The following is a 16,891-nucleotide window of genomic DNA, read 5'->3' as shown; positions in this document are numbered from 1 at the left end:
GCCGACTGTCCGGAGCTGTAGGTTGGGTCTGGGCCGGTACAGAGTCGTGCCGGTCGCGGTGTCAATCTCGCTACAGTGGAGAGTTGCCTCAAATGAGCTCGACGGGAGTCTCGTCCCCGCCCGGAAAAGATGTCGGCACCGAGGAAGGCGCCCGGCGCCGGGGGGCGAACCCGGAGCAGATCCGGGACGACCTGATCGACGCCGCCGCGGCGTACGCCCCGGAGATCGGCGACCTGATCCGCCTGTACTACCGGCACATCCCGGCCGAAGAGATTCTCGGTGACGACCCGGTCGACCTCGTCGGCGCCGTCCGCTCGCATCTGCAGCTCGCGAAGGACCGGATGCCCGGCCGTCCCGCGGTGCGGTTGCTGAACCCGACGGGGCCCGAAGACGGCTGGACGCGTGAGGCCACCGTGGTGCAGGTCGTCACGGACGACATGCCGTACCTGGTGGATTCCGTCGCGGCCGAGTTCGCGCGCGACGGGGTGCAGGTGCAGCGCATCGTGCACCCGATCGTCGTGGTGAGCCGGGATCTGACCGGTGAGCTGCTGGAGGTCCACCCGGACGCCGACCCGGCGGAGCCGCCGGCGAATTCGGCGGCCGAATCGTGGATGTACATCGAGATCGACCTGGTCACGGACCCGAACCGCGCCCGCGAGCTGGACAACCGGCTGTCCTCGGTGCTGGGTGACGTCCGTGAGGTCGTCGAGGACACCGACAAGATGACCGAGACGGCGCGCCGTCTCGCCGACGAGCTGGACGGGAACCCGCCGCGGCTGCCCGCCACCGAGGTCGCGGAAGGCGCCCGGCTGCTGCGCTGGCTCGCCGACGGCCACTTCACCTTCCTCGGCTACCGCCGGTACGAGCTGATCGACAACCCGCACCCGGACAGCGACGAGCCCGCCCTGCGCGCGGTGCTCGCCACCGGGCTGGGCGTGCTGCGCCAGGACAGCCTGGCCGCGCGCAGCCTCACCGCGGGCCCGGACACGGCGGCCTCCGCGCTCGCGCCGACGCTGCTGGTGCTGACCCAGGCGAGCGCGCCGTCCACCGTGCACCGTCCGGTGTATCCGTACTACGTCGGCGTGAAGACGTTCGACGACAACGGGAACGTCACCGGCGAGCACCGCTTCCTCGGCATGTTCACCACCACCGCGCTGCACGAGAACGTGCTCGACATCCCGGTGGTCTGCAACCGGGTCCGCGAGGTCATCCACCGCGCGGGCTTCCCGATGGAGTCCTTCTCCGGCCAGCGGATGCTCGAAGTCCTGCAGAACTGGCCGCGCGCGGACCTGTTCTCGGCCGACTCCGACTCGCTCTACTCGACGACGACGGGTGCGATCACGCTTTCGGATCGCAGACGGCTGCGCCTGTTCCTGCGCCGCGACCCGTACGGCCGCTTCTACTCGTGCCTCGTGTACCTCCCGCGTGACCGCTACACGACCCGTTCGCGGCTCGCGATGCAGGAGGTCCTGCTCGAAGAACTCGAAGGCACGCAACTGGAGTACAGCGCGCGCATCGGCGAGACCGTGCTCGCGCAGGTGCACTTCATCGTGCACACCGATCCGTCGCAGAGTTCCGCCCCGGACACCCTGCGCATCCAGGAACGGCTCAACGAAGCCGTGCGCAGCTGGGACGACCGGATGGTCGAGGCGATCCTCGCCGAGCGCCGCGCCGACGCCGGGGACAGCGGCGTCGCGATCGGCCTGCTGGTCGAGGAGTCGGCGGGCGAGCAGGGGCAGCGGTTCGCCGCGGTGTTCCCCGAGGGCTACAAGGAGGACTTCACCGCGCTCGAAGCGCTCGCGGACCTCCGCGCCCTGGAGTCGCTGACCGACGAGGGCGACCTGTCGATGTCGTTCTACCTGCCGGCCGACGCGGAGGCGGGGGAGCGGCGCTTCAAGCTGTACCTGCGCGGCGAGGGCGTCACGCTCTCCCAGGTACTCCCGGTCCTGCAGCGGATGGGCGTCGAGGTCGTCGACGAGCGGCCCTACGAACTGCGCCGCGAGGACGGCGGCCGGTCCTGGATCTACGACTTCGGCCTGCGGATCGACCCGCAGGTCCTCGACCACGCGGACAACGACCTCCGCACCCGCTTCCAGGACGCCTTCCACGCCGCCTGGCGCGGCGACTGCGAGGTCGACGGCTTCAACGGTCTCGTCCTGCGCGCCGGGCTCACCTGGCGCCAGGCGGCCATCCTGCGGGCCTATTCGCGGTACCTGCGCCAGACGAAGATCCCGTTCTCGCAGGAGTACATCGAGAACACCGTCCTCGCGCACACCGACATCGCCACCGCGCTGGTGCGGCTGTTCGAGACCCGCTTCGACCTCGCGCTCGGCGACGAGGCGCGCGCGTCGCAGGCCGATCAGCTCACCACCGAGATCGGCAAACTGGTCGACGAGGTGACGAGCCTCGACGAGGACCGGATCCTGCGGCGGCTGATGTCGGTCATCCTCGCCACGCTGCGCACCAACTACCACGTCACCGACGCGGACGGGAACTCCCGCCAGTACCTGGCGCTCAAGCTCGACCCGAGCGCGGTGCCCGAGCTGCCCGAGCCGCGGCCGAAGTACGAGATCTTCGTGTACTCGCCCCGGATCGAGGGTGTGCACCTGCGCTTCGGCGACGTCGCGCGCGGTGGCCTGCGGTGGTCCGACCGCCGGGAGGACTTCCGCACGGAGATCCTCGGCCTGGTCAAGGCGCAGGCGGTCAAGAACGCGGTCATCGTGCCTGTCGGCGCGAAGGGCGGCTTCGTCGTGAAGCGCCCGCCGGCGGCCACGGGTGACCCCGGCCTGGACCGCGACGCCCAGCTGAACGAGGGCATCGCCTGCTACCGGATGTTCATCTCCGGCCTGCTCGACGTGACCGACAACCGCGTCGAGGGCAAGACCGTCCCGGCACCGCGCGTGGTCCGCCACGACGGCGACGACAGCTACCTCGTGGTCGCCGCGGACAAGGGCACCGCGAAGTTCTCCGACATCGCGAACGAGGTCTCGGCGAACTACGGGTTCTGGCTCGGCGACGCCTTCGCGTCCGGTGGCTCGGTCGGCTATGACCACAAGGCCATGGGCATCACCGCGAAGGGTGCTTGGGAGAGCGTCAAGCGCAACTTCCGCGAGCTGGGCAAGGACACCCAGACCGAGGACTTCACCGTCGTCGGCATCGGCGACATGATGGGTGACGTCTTCGGCAACGGGATGCTGCTCTCGGAGCACATCCGGCTCGTGGCCGCCTTCAACCACATGCACATCTTCCTCGACCCGAACCCGGATTCGGCGACCTCGTTCGCCGAGCGGCGCAGGCTGTTCGACCTGCCGCGCTCGTCGTGGGAGGACTACGACCGCTCGCTGATCAGCGAGGGTGGCGGGGTCTACTCGCGGTCGGCGAAGACGATCCCGATCAGCCCGCAGGTCCGCGAGGCCCTCGGCCTCGGCGAGGACGTCACGAAACTGGCGCCGAACGACCTGATGCAGGCGATCCTGCTGGCCCCGGTCGAGCTGCTGTGGAACGGCGGCATCGGCACCTACGTGAAGGCCGAGAACGAGTCCCACGCGGACGCGGGTGACAAGGCCAACGACGCCCTGCGCGTCAACGGCAACCAGCTCCGCGTCAAGGTCGTCGGCGAGGGCGGGAACCTGGGCCTGACCCAGCTCGGCCGGATCGAGTTCGCCCGCGCGGGCGGCAAGATCAACACCGACGCGCTCGACAACTCCGCTGGCGTCGACTGCTCGGACCACGAGGTCAACATCAAGATCCTGCTGGACCACCTGGTCTCGACCGGATCGCTGGGCGCCGAGCAGCGCAACGAACTGCTGGAGCAGATGACCGACGAGGTCGGCGAGCTGGTGCTGGCCGACAACTACCGGCAGAACGCGGTGCTCGGCGTCAGCCGGGCGCACGCCGGCCCGATGGTCTCGGTGCACCAGCGGCTCGTCGCGGCGCTGGTGGCGAAGGGCGCCTTCGACCGCAAGCTCGAAGCGCTGCCGAGTTCGGCGGAGTTCCGCGCGCTGGAGAAGGCGGGCGAAGGCCTCACCTCGCCGGAGCTGGCGACGCTGCTCGCGCACGTCAAGCTCGACCTCAAGGACGAGCTGCTGGCCAGCGAGCTGCCGGACTCCGAGGTGTTCTCGCGCCGCCTGCCCGAGTACTTCCCGAAGCCGCTTCGGGAGCGCTTCGGCGACGCGATCTTCCAGCACCCGCTGAAGCGCGAGATCATCACGACGATGGTGGCCAACGAGGTCGTCGACGGCGCCGGGATCTCGTACGTCTTCCGCCTGATGGAGGAGATGAACGCGACCGCGACCGACGCCGTCCGCGCGTACGCCGTGGTCACCCACGTGTACGACCTGCCCTCGCTGTGGGCGCAGATCGACGCGCTGGACAACGTCGTGCCCACCGAGGTCGCCGACGAGATGATGCTGGAGACCCGCAGGCTGCTCGACCGGGCCGCCCGCTGGTTCCTCACCAACCGGCCGCAGCCGCTGGCCCCGCTCGCCGAGATCAACCGGTTCGGCCGCGTCGTCGGCGAGCTGGCCCCGAGGGCGCACGAGCTGCTTCGCGGTGTCGAGTGCGCTTCGGTGGACGCGAACACCGAGCGGCTGATCGAGAAGGGCGTCCCGGCCGAACTCGCCGGACGGGTGGCGCTGCTGCTGCACACCTACGGCCTGCTCGACGTCACCGACGTCGCGGAGCTGGCCGAGCAGCAGGCGGGGATCGACGCGGTGCACACCCCGGCGGAGACGGCGGGCCTGTACTACGCGCTGTCCGACCACCTCGGCATCGACAAGATGCTGACGTCGATCAGCGGTCTCGAACGCGGCAACCGCTGGCACGCGCTCGCGCGGCTGGCGCTGCGGGACGACGTCTACGGTTCCCTGCGGACGATCACGCTGGACGCCTTGCGGCACAGCGATTCGGGCACCGACCCGGACGAGAAGATCGCCCATTGGGAGAAGACGAACGCTTCCCGGTTGCAGCGGGCCCGTGTCGCGCTGGACGAGATCAGCCAGTTCGGCAAGCTCGACCTGGCGACGCTGTCGGTGGCGGCGAGGCAGATCCGGAGCACGGTGAGGTAGTGAGCTACATTTCCCTGATCCGGCCGCGCTGGTCGGATATGGACGTCTACGGGCACGTCAACCACGCGAATCTGGTGACCCTGCTCGAAGAGGCACGGATCCCGCTGTTGTTCGGGGACGCCGTCCGCGCCGGGCTCACCGAACTGCCCAAGGGCATCGTGGTGGTGAAGCTGGCCGTCCATTACCGTTCGCCGATCGTGGTGTCCGATCAGGACATCCGGGTGGAGATCTCGTTGAAGGACTTGAAGCACGCCAGCTTCACCCTCGGCTACCGGGTGCACTCCGGGCCCGCCGAGGCCGACAAGGTCGCGGTCACCGCGGAGACGGTGCTCGCGCCGTTCGACACCGTCTCCGAGCGGCCCCGCCGGCTGACCGAGGACGAACGTGCCTTCCTGGAGAAGGGGTTCGCGGATGCCTGAGCTCGTCATCCCGGACGCGGGCGACCGCGAAACGCTCGGCGCGTTCGTGGCCAGGGCGGTCCGGCTCGACCAGAACACGCTGGTGCGGTTGCGGCAGCGTGGTGACGGTGTCGTCGAGGCGTGGTGCGCGACGCCGTTCGAGGTCCTGGCCACCAGGGCCGTCGCCGGGGACATCACGCCGTCGGACATCACCGTGTCCGGGAACGAGTTGCTCGCCGCACTCACCGTCGCCGGCGGCGAGCGGATGGATCCGGGCCCGGCCCGTGACCTGATGTGGCATTCGGAGCTGCCCGCGCCGGGCCGCTGGCAGCTGGTGGACGAACTGCCGGCGACGGTGATCTCCGAGCTGGCCGATCGCGGGGTCACCCTGGCCCGTGACAACGTCGGCCCGCACGGCACGCCGCCGGCGTCGCTGATGGACCAGGCGGTGCTCACCGTTTCGGGCAACGAGCTGGAGATCAAGGTCCAGATGCGGTGCCTGTTCGCGTTGTCGGGGATGGGTTTCGTGGACTCGTCGATCGACGGCGACGTCGTCCGCGTCACCGCGACGGATTCGTGGATGCGCATCGACGCCCGGTACGGCGCCGTCCTCAAGCGGCGCCACGCGCTCCTGCCGCTGCTGTTCTGACGGGTTTCTTACCGCTTGACGCCGCGGGTGGCTTCCGGCCGCCCGCGGCGTCATGCTGTCTCCATGAACGACAAGGACGGGGACGACCCCACCGCGGACTTCCTCGCCGAGGTCAGGCCGGAGGAGACGCCGTGGCGGACCGAGCGGCCGCCGGGTGAGGAGGCGCCCGAACACGCCGAACGCCCGGAGAAGTGGGGCCGCGCCAAGAGCGCCGGCCGGGCCGCGGCGAAGGCGGCGCCCTACGTCCAGGCCGCCGCGCTGGCGACCTGGATCGTCTCGGGCACCCTCGACGACTCCGGCGACTCCGGGTTCGGTGACATGGGCTCTTCCGGCGAGGCCTGACTCCCGCATTTCGTCCTCTGAATGCGGTAGTTGGCGTTACGAACTACCGCATTCAGAGGACGAAACGCGAGGGATCAGAGCTTCGCCCGCATGGCCTTCATGCGCTCGATCTCGGCGGTCTGCCCGGTGATGACCTCCTGCGCCATCTCCTGCGCCTTGACCTCCACGCCCTTGCCGAGCTGGGCTTCGGCCATGGTCAGCGCGCCCTGGTGGTGCGCGATCATCAGGTCGAGGAACAGTTTTTCGAACGCCGCCCCGCTCGCCGCGCGCAGATCCGCCAGCTGGGCCTCGGTCGCCATCCCCGGCATGAGCGCGTGATCGTGCCCGCCCCCGTGGCCCGCGTGCCCTTCGCCCGGCACCGGCTTGCCACGGTCGGCCAGCCAGGTCTTCATCATCGTGACCTCGCCGTCCTGCGCGACCGAGATCCGCCCGGCGATCGCCCGGATCTGCTCGTTGGCCGTCTTGCCCGGCACCAGGTCGGTCATCACCTTCGCCTGCTGGTGATGGGGGATCATCATCGTCATGTACTCGACGTCGGCCTCGTTGGGCTGATCGCGGTTCACCGGTCCCCGGGAGCCCGTGCTCGCCTGCTCGCCGGGTTTGCCGGGGGCGATCACCGGCGCACTCTGGGCCGGTGCGGCGGGCTCCGCGTCACCGGTGCAGCCCGAGACCAGGAAAGCGGCGGCGACCAGCGCCGATGTCAAACTTTTTCGCATCCCGGGAGTTCCTCCGTTGGTCGGTATCTGCTGAGCCTAAATAAGGAATAAGGTGCGCGTAAAGCTGGGTGGAAGGAGAGCCATATCGTGCTGCAGCCTGGGCTGAAACGTCGCTTGACCAGGGTCTTCGTGTCGGCGGCCGCGGTCGCCGCCCTCGGGGCCTCCAGCGCGCTCGCCGCGCCGGCCGTCGTCGCCGAACCGTCGGCGACCGCGATCCCGGGTGTGGACGAGATCGTCCACAGCCCGAACCTCCGGTCGATCGCGAACGTCCCGCAACAGGGACCGTTCACCAAGGACTCGACCGGCACCGACATCGCGTTCACCAAGGGCCACGCGATCATCGGCACCTACGACGGGTTCAACGTCTACGACGTCCGCAACCCCTACCGCCCGAAGATCGTCAGCCAGGTCCTGTGCCCCGGCGGGCAGAACGACGTGTCGATCTCCGGCGACCTGCTCTTCCTGTCGACCGACGCGTCGCGCAGCGACAACTCGTGCAACAGCGTCTCGAAGCCCGCCTCGGACAAGACGTCGTGGGAGGGCATCAAGATCTTCGACATCTCGAACCTCGCGGCGCCCAAGTACGTCGCGGCGATCGAGACCGACTGCGGTTCGCACACCAACACCCTGGTGCCGGACAAGCGCGGCAAGGACGTCTACATCTACGTCTCGTCGTACGCGCCGGCGGCGAACCTGCCCGACTGCCAGCCGCCGCACGACAAGCTGTCCATCATCAAGGTCCCGGTGAAGGACCCGGCGAAGGCCTCGCTGGTCGCGACGCCGGTGCTGTTCCCGGCGGAGGACGGCGGCGGCAACCCCGGTGGCACCAACCCCGACGGCACCCGCCGCTCGGCGACCACCGGTTGCCACGACCTGACGGCGCTGCCGGAGAAGGACCTGATGGCCGGTGCCTGCATGGGTGACGGCGTCCTGCTCGACATCTCCGACCGGCTCAAGCCGCGCGTCATCAACCGGGTCCAGGACAACGTGAACTTCGCGTTCTGGCACAGCGCCACCTTCAACAACGACGCCACCAAGATCGTCTTCACCGACGAACTCGGCGGCGGCGGGATGGCGACCTGCCTGGAGAAGTTCGGCCCCACCCGCGGCGCCAACGGCATCTACCAGATCACCGGCCGCGGCGACGACCGCAAGCTGGAGTTCGTCAGCTACTACAAGATCCCGCGTCTCCAGTCCGAGACCGAGAACTGCGTGGCGCACAACGGTTCGCTGATCCCGGTGCCGGGCAAGGACATCATGGTCCAGTCCTGGTACCAGGGCGGCGTCTCGGTGTGGGACTTCACCGACGCGAAGAACCCGAAGGAGATCGCGTTCTGGGAGCGTGGCCCGCTCTCGAACGAGAAGCTCGTCGGCGGTGGGACGTGGTCGGCCTACTGGTACAACGGCCACATCTACTCGTCCGACATCGTGAAGGGCCTGGACGTCCTGGACCTCAACGACTGGCGGGCCTTCCCGGCGAAGCTGGTCCGGCAGAACCAGTTCAACGCCCAGACGCAGTACAAGCTGCACCCGGGCTTCAACAACAACTGACCCGGTAACGCGCCATGAAGGACTCCTTCATCGCAAATTTTGCGATGAAGGAGTCCTTCATCGCACGCGGGGCGGGGATCAGACGAGCCAGGCGGCCGCGTCCGGCGGCAGTTTCCCGTTCACCAACGGCACGCTCGACAGCAGCACCTCACCCGGCGGCAGCGCGATCGGGCTCGCCGACGTGTTCAGCGCGCACACCAGCCCGCCACCGCGCCGCCGGAACGCGAAACACCCCGCGGGCGCGCCGTACCACTCCAGCTCGTCCCCGCGGAAAGCCTTGTGCGACTTGCGGATCTCGATCGCCCGCCGGTACAGCGACAGCGTCGACGCCGGATCCTCCAGTTGCGCCTCGACGGTCACCGACGCCCACGAAGCGGGCATCGGCAGCCACGTCCTCGGATTACGCGAGAAACCGAACGGCGGCAGGTCGCCTTCCCACGGCAGCGGCACCCGTGACGCGTCCCGGCCGAACTCGGCACCGGAGATCTTGGCGCGCGGGTCCGCGACCGCGTCGGGCGGGATGTCGACGTTGCCCAGTCCCAGTTCCTCGCCGTTGTACAGATAGACCGCGCCGGGCAGTGCGAGTTCGACGAGCGCCATCGCCCTGGCGCGCCGGACGCCGCGTTCGCCGCCGCCGTACCGGCTGACCTGCCGCCAGACGTCGTGATTGCTCAACGTCCAGGTGGCGGGGGCCCCGGCGGCCTTCGGCACCGCCAGGGACCGCTCGATGGCCGTCCGCAGCGCGTCCGCGTCGAAATGCGTGAGCACGAGCCGGAAGTTGAAGGCCAGGTGCAGTTCGTCCGGACGCAGGTAGCGCGCGAGACGCTCCTCGTCGGTCACCCAGATCTCGCCGACGGCCATGGTGCCGGGGTACTCGTCGAGCACCTTGCGGATCATCTGGTGGATCTCGTGGACGCGGTCGTTGTCGAAGCGCGGATCGTAGAATTCGCTCGGCCCGAGCGGGTTCACCCGCGGATCCATGTCCGGCAAGCCCGGCGGTTTCGCCATACCGTGCGCGACGTCGATGCGGAACCCGTCCACGCCGTGGTCGAGCCAGAACCGCAGCGTCCGCTCCAGATCGGCGGCGACCTCGTGGTTGGCCCAGTTCAGATCCGGCTGCTGCGGCGAGAACAGGTGCAGGTACCACTGGCCGTCCGGCACCCGCGTCCACGCCGGGCCGCCGAACGAGCTGACCCAGTTGTTCGGCGGCTGGTCGCCGCGCGGGCCGAGCCCGTCACGGAAGATGTAGCGATCCCGTTCCGGGCTGCCCGGCGGCGCCGCCATCGCCGATTTGAACCAGGCGTGGGTGTTGCTGGTGTGATTGGGGACGACGTCGACGGTGACCTTGATGCCGCGTTTGTGCGCCTCGGTCAGCAGGACGTCGAAGTCGCCGAGGGTGCCGAACATCGGGTCGACGTCGCGCGGGTCGGCGATGTCGTAGCCGTGGTCGGCCATGGGGGAGCGGTAGAACGGCGTCAGCCACAGCGCGTCGACCCCGAGCAGCTCCAGATACCCGAGCTTGCCGCGGATGCCTTCGAGGTCACCGACGCCGTCCCCGTCCGAATCGGCGAACGAGCGCACGTAGACCTGGTAGAAGACCGCCTGGTCCCACCAAGCCACGTCGCGTTCCATCACACGAAACTGTTCATCATGCTGTTGGCGGCCATCTCCAGGTACGCCCACAGCTGCCCGCGGTAGGGCTCCTCGATGTTCTCCTCGTCGACCGCGATCTTGATGCAGCGCAGCCAGGCGTCGCGTTCGATCGGGCCGATCTTGAACGGGGCGTGCCGCATCCGCAGCCGCGGGTGACCGCGCTGGTCGGAGTAGGTGTGCGGGCCGCCCCAGTACTGCATGAGGAACAGCCGGAAACGCTCCTCGGCCGGGCCGAGGTCCTCCTCCGGATACAGCGGGCGAAGCACCTCGTCGACCGCCACTTCGGCGTAGAACCGCGCGACGATCCGGGTGAACACCGGTTCACCGCCGATGGCTTCGTACAAGGTGGTGGGCTCAGGTTCGGTCACGGACACAGCTCCATTCTGCCCTTCTCCTACTGCGGGGCCGGGCCGGACGACATAAAGCGCCCCAGAGGCGGCTCGAAGCCGGCTTCGTCGAGCGCGGCGAGCAGGTGCGCCCGCAGCGCGCGCTGCACGGACCACTGCTTACCCGGCCGGACCTTCACCGTCAGCCGGAGCTTGATGCCCTCGGGGGTGACGGTCTCCACGCCGAGCATCTCCGGCGGCTCCAGCACGTTCGGCGCGAGGCTCTCGCTCTCCAGGAGCGTCTTCGCCTTCTCGGCCATCAGTTCGGTGGCCTTCTCGACGTCGGCGGAGTAGCTGAGCGGGACGTCGACGACCGCCACCGCGAAGCCCTGGCTCGAGTTGCCGACCCGCAGCACCTCGCCGTTGCGGACGTACCAGACGGTGCCGTTGATGTCACGCAGGGTGGTGATCCGGAGGCCGACGGCCTCGACGGTGCCGGACGCCTCGCCGACGTCGACGACGTCACCGACGCCGTATTGGTCCTCGATCATCATGAACATGCCGGACAGGAAGTCCTTGACCAGGTTCTGCGCGCCGAACCCGAGCGCCACGCCGACGATGCCCGCCGAAGCGATGATCGGCGCGAGGTCGATGCCCAGTTCGCCCAGCACCAGGATGAACGCGAGGCCGTAGATCAGGAACGTCGCCATCGACTTGAGGACCGAGCCGATGGTGGCGGCGCGCTGACGGCGCCGTTCCATCACCGCCGACCCGAGCACCTCGGGAGCCCTCTCCCGCAGCGGTCTCAACAGGGCGGGCAGCTTCGAGGAGCCGCCGCCGGGCATCCGCGTCACGCGGTTGATCAGGCGTCGCACCAGGTACCGCAGCAGGAACGCCACGGCGACGATCATCAGGATCCTGAGCGGCTTCGTCAGAAGCCAGCCCGCTGAGGCGGAGAGCCACTCGTTCTTTGTGACCTGGAACACCTGGTAGCACAGGCTCCCGGCTTCGCGTGTGCAGGCCGGGGGTTCGGTGGGCAGCAGGTTCACGGAGAGGAAATGTCCTTTCGTACTCGGCGGGGATCGGTCACGCCACACGCCCCGGCGGATGCGAAACACCCAACTTCATGTGGCCGCCGGGTCGCGCGCATGTGACACGTCCAGTAACACACGTGCACTTTGGGGCTGATCTGTGGTCGACTATGCCTGCACCGGTGGAGGTGGTCGAGTGCCAGACCGACAACCCATCCCCCTCGGCGTCCCGAGCCAAGCCGTGGCCGGACAGGCGCCGGAGGTCGTGTTGCGCGCCCATCCGGGAGGTGCCCCCTCGCACGGGGCTCCACCGGGCGGGCCGGGAACGCGGCCAGGGGGTGTTGCCCGCCCGCCCGGACAGCGTAGAGGGCGGGACCCGTCGACCACGGCGGCACCCACCACGAATTCGTGGGGCCGCAGACGGGTATTGCTGTTGAACGCCACGTTCGAACCGCTCACGGCGCTGCCGCTGCGGCGCGCGGTGGTCCTGGTGATGTGCGGCAAGGCCGAGGTGGTGCACGGAGACCCGGCGGGGATCGAACTGCACGCCGCCACGGTCTCGCTGCCCGTGCCTTCGGTGATCCGGCTGAGCACCTACGTGCGCGTGCCCTACCGCGCGCAGGTGCCGCTGACCCGGGCCGGGCTGATGCACCGCGACCGGTACCGCTGTGCCTACTGCGGAGGGCGGGCCGAGACCATCGACCACGTCGTCCCGCGCAGTCGCGGAGGCCCCCACAGTTGGACGAACTGCGTGGCCTGCTGCGCCAAGTGCAACCACCGGAAGGCGGACAAGCTGCTTTCCGAGATCGGCTGGCGCCTGCGCGTCGTGCCGAGGGCCCCGCACGGGCCGCACTGGCGGCTGCTCGCGCATTCCAAGGAGGCCGACCCGTTGTGGCGGCCGTACCTGGGAACCGCGGCCTGATCAGACCGTGAACACGTCGGCGCCCCGGCTGCCTTTCGGCGGCCGGGGCGGGCCGATGACGCCGTGGTGAAACTCGTTACGAGTACGCCGTCCCCTACAAACCGGTCGTGCTCGGACTCAGGCGGCGAGCGAGAAGTCGCTCTGGCAGGTGACGCGGGTGCCCCGGGTGACGCGGGTCCCGCGAGTGACGCGCGTGCCGCAGGTGACGCGCGTGCCGCAGGTGACGCGGGTGCCCGCCGTCACGCGGGTGCCGCGGGTGACTCGAGTGCCACGGGTGACTCGAGTGCCGGCGGTGACGCGGGTGCCCCGGGTGACGCGAGTTCCGCGGGTGACCCGGGTGCCGGCGGTGACCCGCGTACCGCGAGTGACACGAGTACCGCGCGTAACCCGTGTGCCCGCCGTCACACGCGTACCGGGGACGAATCCAATTTCGAAGAGTGACGAAATGTCGTCGATGATCGCCTGGCCGGGTGTCTGGGTGCTCTGCATGACATATCCTCCTGCGACCGGTGCGTTACCTGCTGGGGTGGGGGAGCTGGGCGCAAGGCCCGTACAGGTGAAAAAGCTACGAGGATTTCAAGGCCGCGACAAGACGACAGCGCCGGGTGCGGCCGCCCGTACGTTGAGTTGCAACCTTTCGGCCTTGCGGGCTTCGCCCCAACGTGGGAGCGCTTTCGCGGCAAGCGGCGGACGGCCACCTGAGGACGACGAGCGGTAGGGGCCGTGCGAGCGGGTGCGGCCGCACGCCATCGGATACGCTCACGCGCGTGAACCTTGTCGAGACGATCCTGGTCTTCGCGGTGATCCCCTTGGTCATCTACGCGCTGTGCGGGGTGGCCACGCTGCGGTCGAAGGGCGCGGGCGTCGCCCGGTACCGGCCGGGGCAGCCGTGGGAGTACCCGGCCATGTGGTGGAGCGCCAACCCCGACGGTGTCGGCGCAAGGCATTCGCACGCGAACGAGGGCGGCGCGACCGCCGTCGTCGCGGCGGACGGAGCTTCGGTGACGGGAGGCGCTCGTGGCAACTGGTGAACTGACCCATTCGTCCACCGCTGTTGACGAAGAGCCCGGTTACGGCGCCGTCGTTACCTCGAGCGGCCGGATTTCCGCCGCCAAGATGTACGAACCGGCTGGTCCGATCAGCCCATTCACCACCCAGCAGCTCGCCCGGCTGGACGAGGCGCTGACGCTCGCCAGCCGCGAGACCGGCCTGGACTTCAGCGTGTACCTGGGCGACCTCGGCGAGGACACCCGCGCCACCGCCGAAGCCCTGCTGACCTCGACCGACAACCCGGCCGACGGGGTCGTCATCGCCGTGTCGCCCGGCCAGCGGGCGATCGAGGTCGTGACCGGCACGCAGGCCCGGCACCGCCTGCCCGACCGCGGCGCGAAGCTCGCCGTGGCCAGCATGGTGGCCTCGTTCAAGGAAGGCGACCTCATCGGTGGCCTCGTGAACGCGCTCCGCATGCTGAGCGACCAGGCGGGCGCTCCGCAGCACTGACGCTCTTCAAGCCGCTTCAAATGCAATGAACGGTCCTTTCCTTGCAAAATTTGCAAGGAAAGGACCGTTCATTGCATTACGGGACTAGACCCCGGCCTGCGAGTCGAACTCACGGGCGGCCAGCGCCCGCACGATCCCGGCCCGGCCCTCCGACACGAGACGGCGCAGCGCCGCCGGGTGCTCCCCGGCCAGCCACTCGTCCGACGCCTCGACCGTCGCCGGCTCGACGGCCCACGACGGGTACAGCCCGACCACGGTCGGCTGCGCCCGCTCGCTGGAGCGCCGCTGCCACACCTCGTCGATGACCTCGAAGTAGCGCGTCACGTAGTCGCCGAGCAGGTGCTTCTGACCCGGGTGGGAGAAGCCGGTGATGAGCGAGTCGCTGACCGCGTTGGGCAGCTCGTCGTCGTACACCGCCCGCTGCCACGCGTCGGCCTTCGCCTGGGCGGTCGGCCGCAGCGCCCGCGAGCGCTCCGCCTGGCGCCGTCCGGCGGCGGTGTCGTCCTTGCCGAGTTCCGTGTCGATCTCGGGGTTCTCCGCCTTGCCGTGCGCGACCAGCGCGTGCAGCAGCCGCCAGCGCAGGTCGGTGTCGACGGTCAGGCCCTCCAGCGGCGCCGTGCCGTCGAGCCAGCCCGCGATGATCGCCAGCGTCTTGTCGTCGAGCACGCAGCCGGCGAGCGAGTTCACGAACGCGAGCTGGTGGTCCGAACCGGCCTCGGCGCCCTGCGCCAGCTCCAGCAGCCGCGCGGAGAACTCCGGCCAGCCCTTTTCCGCCGCCCACTCCGGCTTCGCGTACGAGTTCAGCGCCGTCTGCGCCTGCAGCAGCAGCCGCTGCACCACGCCGACCTCGGTCTCGGTGTGCACGCCGCGCTGCACCAGCGTGACGAAGTCGCGGGCCTTGAGCTCGGCCTCGCGCGTCATCTCCCACGCCGCCGACCAGCACAGCGTGCGGGGCAGCGGTTCGGTGATGTCGGCGATGCGGTCGATCAGCGTGGTCAGCGACGCCGGGTCGAGCCGCATCGTGCAGTAGGTCAGGTCGTCGTCGTTGACCAGCACGAGCTTGCCCGCCGGGAGCCCGACCAGCCCCGGCACCTCGGTGCGCTCGCCGTCCACGTCGAGCTCGACGCGGTGCTTGCGGACGATCTTGCCGTTCTCGTCCTCGTCGTAGACACCGACCGCGACGCGGTGCGTGCGCAGCTCACCGGCACCCGGCTTGGCACCGGTCTGGGTGACGGCGAACGCGGTGTACGTGCCGTCGGCGCCGACCTCGTAGCGCGGGCTCAGCGAGTTGAGACCGGTGGTCTCCAGCCACTGCGCGCTCCACCACGACAGGTCGCGGCCCGAGGCCTCTTCCAGCGCGCCCAGCAGATCCGCCAGGGTCGCGTTGCCCCAGGCGTGCTTGCCGAAGTAGACCTTGAGGCCTTCGAGGAAGTGCTCCAGCCCGACATAGGCGACGAGCTGCTTGAGCACGCTCGCGCCCTTGGCGTAGGTGATGCCGTCGAAGTTCACCTCGACCGCGTGCAGGTCGACGATGTCCGCGGCGATCGGGTGCGTCGAGGGCAGCTGGTCCTGCCGGTACGCCCACGACTTCTCGATGTTCGCGAAGCTGGTCCACGCGTTCTTGTACTCGGTGGCCTCGGCCTGGGCCAGCACGCTCGCGAAGGTCGCGAACGACTCGTTCAGCCACAGGTCGTCCCACCAGCGCATGGTGACCAGGTCGCCGAACCACATGTGCGCCATCTCGTGCAGCAGCGTCTCGGCGCGGCGCTCGTAGGCGTAGCGGGTGACCCGGCTGCGGAAGACATAGTCCTCCAGGAAGGTGACCGCGCCGGCGTTCTCCATCGCGCCCGCGTTGAACTCCGGCACGAACAGCTGGTCGTACTTGGAGAACGGGTACGGGGTCGCGAACTTCTCGTGGTAGAAGGCGAAACCCTGCTTGGTCTCGGTGAACAGCTTGTCCGCGTCCATGTGCTCGGCGAGCGAGGCGCGGCAGTAGATGCCCAGCGGGATCGTGCGGTGTTCGTCGGAGAATTCGTCGCGCCACTCGCTGTACGGGCCCGCGATCAGCGCGACCAGGTAGGTCGAGATCCGCTCGGACACCTTGAACACCGTGCGGACGGCCCCCTCCGGGGTCTCCTCGGTGGATTCGATCAGCGCGTTCGAGATGACCTTCCAGTCCTTCGGCGCGATCACGGTGAGCCGGTAGACCGACTTGAGGTCGGGCTGGTCGAAGCAGGCGAACATGCGCTTCGCGTCCGCGGTCTCGAACTGCGTGTAGAGGTAGACGCCGTCGTCGACCGGGTCGACGAACCGGTGCAGGCCCTCGCCGGTGTTCATGTACCGGCAGACCGCGTCCACGACGAGCTCGTTCGACTCGGCGAGGCCGGGCAGCTCGATGCCCTTGTCCTCGGCGTACCCGCTGACGTCGAGGTCCGTTCCGTTGAGGACGGCCGACTCGATCCCCTCGGCGACGATGTCGACCCACGACGCTTCGCCGCTTCTGGCGCTCGCGAACTTGATCGTCGTCTTCGACGTGAAGGTCTTCTCACCGGGACCGCCACGGCCGTCGGTCAGATCCAGCTCGATGTCGTAGGACTCGACGTCGAGCAGGTCCGCGCGCAGCTTGGCTTGGTCTCGGGTCAGGTTGGGGGCGGGCACTGGCACCTCTGGTCATCGGTATCGGTTTTGGTTTCCAACTACAGGCATCCAATCATGTCGGAGCCCGTGCTGACGACGG

At 69.0% G+C, this 16,891-nt stretch carries 14 protein-coding genes; 8 read left to right on the top strand and 6 right to left on the bottom strand.

Annotated features, from left to right (window positions below; translation table 11 throughout):
• The first annotated feature begins 92 nt into the window (after positions 1-92).
• The 4 genes from DMC61_RS38420 to DMC61_RS38405 all read left to right on the top strand — a co-directional run bounded on the left by DMC61_RS38420 (position 93) and on the right by DMC61_RS38405 (position 6,455).
• Positions 93-5,066, top strand: coding sequence for an NAD-glutamate dehydrogenase (locus tag DMC61_RS38420; RefSeq protein WP_125695393.1), 4,974 nt, complete (start codon positions 93-95; stop codon positions 5,064-5,066).
• On the top strand, positions 5,066-5,485 hold the full coding sequence (locus DMC61_RS38415) for a thioesterase family protein (protein WP_125695392.1): 420 nt from the start codon (positions 5,066-5,068) through the stop codon (positions 5,483-5,485). Before DMC61_RS38420 ends, DMC61_RS38415 begins: the two co-directional genes overlap by 1 nt.
• Positions 5,478-6,113 carry a hypothetical protein gene (locus DMC61_RS38410; RefSeq protein ID WP_037347649.1) on the top strand — a complete coding sequence of 212 codons (636 nt, stop codon included), beginning with the start codon at positions 5,478-5,480 and terminating at the stop codon, positions 6,111-6,113. Before DMC61_RS38415 ends, DMC61_RS38410 begins: the two co-directional genes overlap by 8 nt.
• A 63-nt stretch (positions 6,114-6,176) precedes the next feature.
• Positions 6,177-6,455, top strand: coding sequence for a hypothetical protein (locus DMC61_RS38405; protein WP_125695391.1), 279 nt, complete (start codon positions 6,177-6,179; stop codon positions 6,453-6,455).
• Positions 6,456-6,529: 74 nt separating this feature from the next.
• Here DMC61_RS38405 and DMC61_RS38400 read toward each other — a convergent pair whose 3' ends face one another.
• Positions 6,530-7,171 carry a DUF305 domain-containing protein gene (locus DMC61_RS38400; RefSeq protein WP_125695390.1) on the bottom strand — a complete coding sequence of 214 codons (642 nt, stop codon included), beginning with the start codon at positions 7,169-7,171 and terminating at the stop codon, positions 6,530-6,532.
• An 87-nt stretch (positions 7,172-7,258) separates the two neighbouring features.
• Between DMC61_RS38400 and DMC61_RS38395 the strand changes: the two genes are divergently transcribed.
• Entirely contained in the window at positions 7,259-8,722 is a 1,464-nt protein-coding gene (locus tag DMC61_RS38395) for an LVIVD repeat-containing protein (RefSeq protein WP_125695389.1), read from the top strand.
• Between the two features lie 78 nt (positions 8,723-8,800).
• Here DMC61_RS38395 and DMC61_RS38390 read toward each other — a convergent pair whose 3' ends face one another.
• Genes DMC61_RS38390 through DMC61_RS38380 form a run of 3 tightly spaced genes read right to left on the bottom strand, consistent with a single transcriptional unit; the run spans position 8,801 to position 11,750 of the window.
• Complete coding sequence (locus DMC61_RS38390) at positions 8,801-10,354, bottom strand: glycoside hydrolase family 13 protein (protein WP_125695388.1); 1,554 nt, start codon at positions 10,352-10,354, stop codon at positions 8,801-8,803.
• On the bottom strand, positions 10,354-10,749 hold the full coding sequence (locus DMC61_RS38385; protein WP_016332306.1) for a globin: 396 nt from the start codon (positions 10,747-10,749) through the stop codon (positions 10,354-10,356). Before DMC61_RS38385 ends, DMC61_RS38390 begins: the two co-directional genes overlap by 1 nt.
• 20 nt (positions 10,750-10,769) lie before the next feature.
• Entirely contained in the window at positions 10,770-11,750 is a 981-nt protein-coding gene (locus DMC61_RS38380; protein WP_016332307.1) for a mechanosensitive ion channel family protein, read from the bottom strand.
• A 409-nt stretch (positions 11,751-12,159) separates the two neighbouring features.
• On the opposite strand from DMC61_RS38380, the gene DMC61_RS38375 reads away from it, so the two are divergent.
• Positions 12,160-12,654 (top strand): HNH endonuclease, encoded by a 495-nt coding sequence (locus tag DMC61_RS38375; protein ID WP_016332308.1) that lies wholly within the window; start codon positions 12,160-12,162, stop codon positions 12,652-12,654.
• Between the two features lie 117 nt (positions 12,655-12,771).
• Here the strand turns inward: DMC61_RS38375 and DMC61_RS38370 are convergent, their stop codons facing one another.
• Positions 12,772-13,143, bottom strand: coding sequence for a hypothetical protein (locus DMC61_RS38370; protein WP_125695387.1), 372 nt, complete (start codon positions 13,141-13,143; stop codon positions 12,772-12,774).
• A gap of 278 nt (positions 13,144-13,421) precedes the next feature.
• Here DMC61_RS38370 and DMC61_RS38365 point away from each other — a divergent pair, with 278 nt between their 5' ends.
• Positions 13,422-13,685: a hypothetical protein gene (locus DMC61_RS38365; protein WP_063277678.1), complete on the top strand. Its 264-nt coding sequence runs from the start codon at positions 13,422-13,424 to the stop codon at positions 13,683-13,685.
• Complete coding sequence (locus tag DMC61_RS38360) at positions 13,672-14,154, top strand: DUF5130 family protein (protein WP_125695386.1); 483 nt, start codon at positions 13,672-13,674, stop codon at positions 14,152-14,154. Before DMC61_RS38365 ends, DMC61_RS38360 begins: the two co-directional genes overlap by 14 nt.
• Before the next feature lie 84 nt (positions 14,155-14,238).
• Here the strand turns inward: DMC61_RS38360 and pepN are convergent, their stop codons facing one another.
• Positions 14,239-16,812 (bottom strand): aminopeptidase N, encoded by a 2,574-nt coding sequence (gene pepN / locus DMC61_RS38355; protein ID WP_125695385.1) that lies wholly within the window; start codon positions 16,810-16,812, stop codon positions 14,239-14,241.
• Between the last annotated feature and the right edge of the window lie 79 nt (positions 16,813-16,891).

The sequence above is a fragment of the Amycolatopsis sp. WAC 04169 genome (genome assembly GCF_003947535.1).
GTDB lineage: Bacteria > Actinomycetota > Actinomycetes > Mycobacteriales > Pseudonocardiaceae > Amycolatopsis > Amycolatopsis keratiniphila.
Note: the sequence above shows the minus strand (reverse complement) of the source record. Positions and strands in the feature narration are given on the sequence as shown.

Bases quoted from the DNA above. Each gene is read 5' to 3' on its own strand.
- DMC61_RS38405 (WP_125695391.1), top strand. From the start codon at position 6,177: ATGAACGACAAGGACGGGGACGACCCCACCGCGGACTTCCTCGCCGAG.
- DMC61_RS38390 (WP_125695388.1), bottom strand. From the start codon at position 10,354: ATGGAACGCGACGTGGCTTGGTGGGACCAGGCGGTCTTCTACCAGGTC.
- DMC61_RS38400 (WP_125695390.1), bottom strand. From the start codon at position 7,171: ATGCGAAAAAGTTTGACATCGGCGCTGGTCGCCGCCGCTTTCCTGGTC.
- DMC61_RS38370 (WP_125695387.1), bottom strand. From the start codon at position 13,143: ATGCAGAGCACCCAGACACCCGGCCAGGCGATCATCGACGACATTTCG.
- DMC61_RS38420 (WP_125695393.1), top strand. From the start codon at position 93: ATGAGCTCGACGGGAGTCTCGTCCCCGCCCGGAAAAGATGTCGGCACC.
- DMC61_RS38410 (WP_037347649.1), top strand. From the start codon at position 5,478: ATGCCTGAGCTCGTCATCCCGGACGCGGGCGACCGCGAAACGCTCGGC.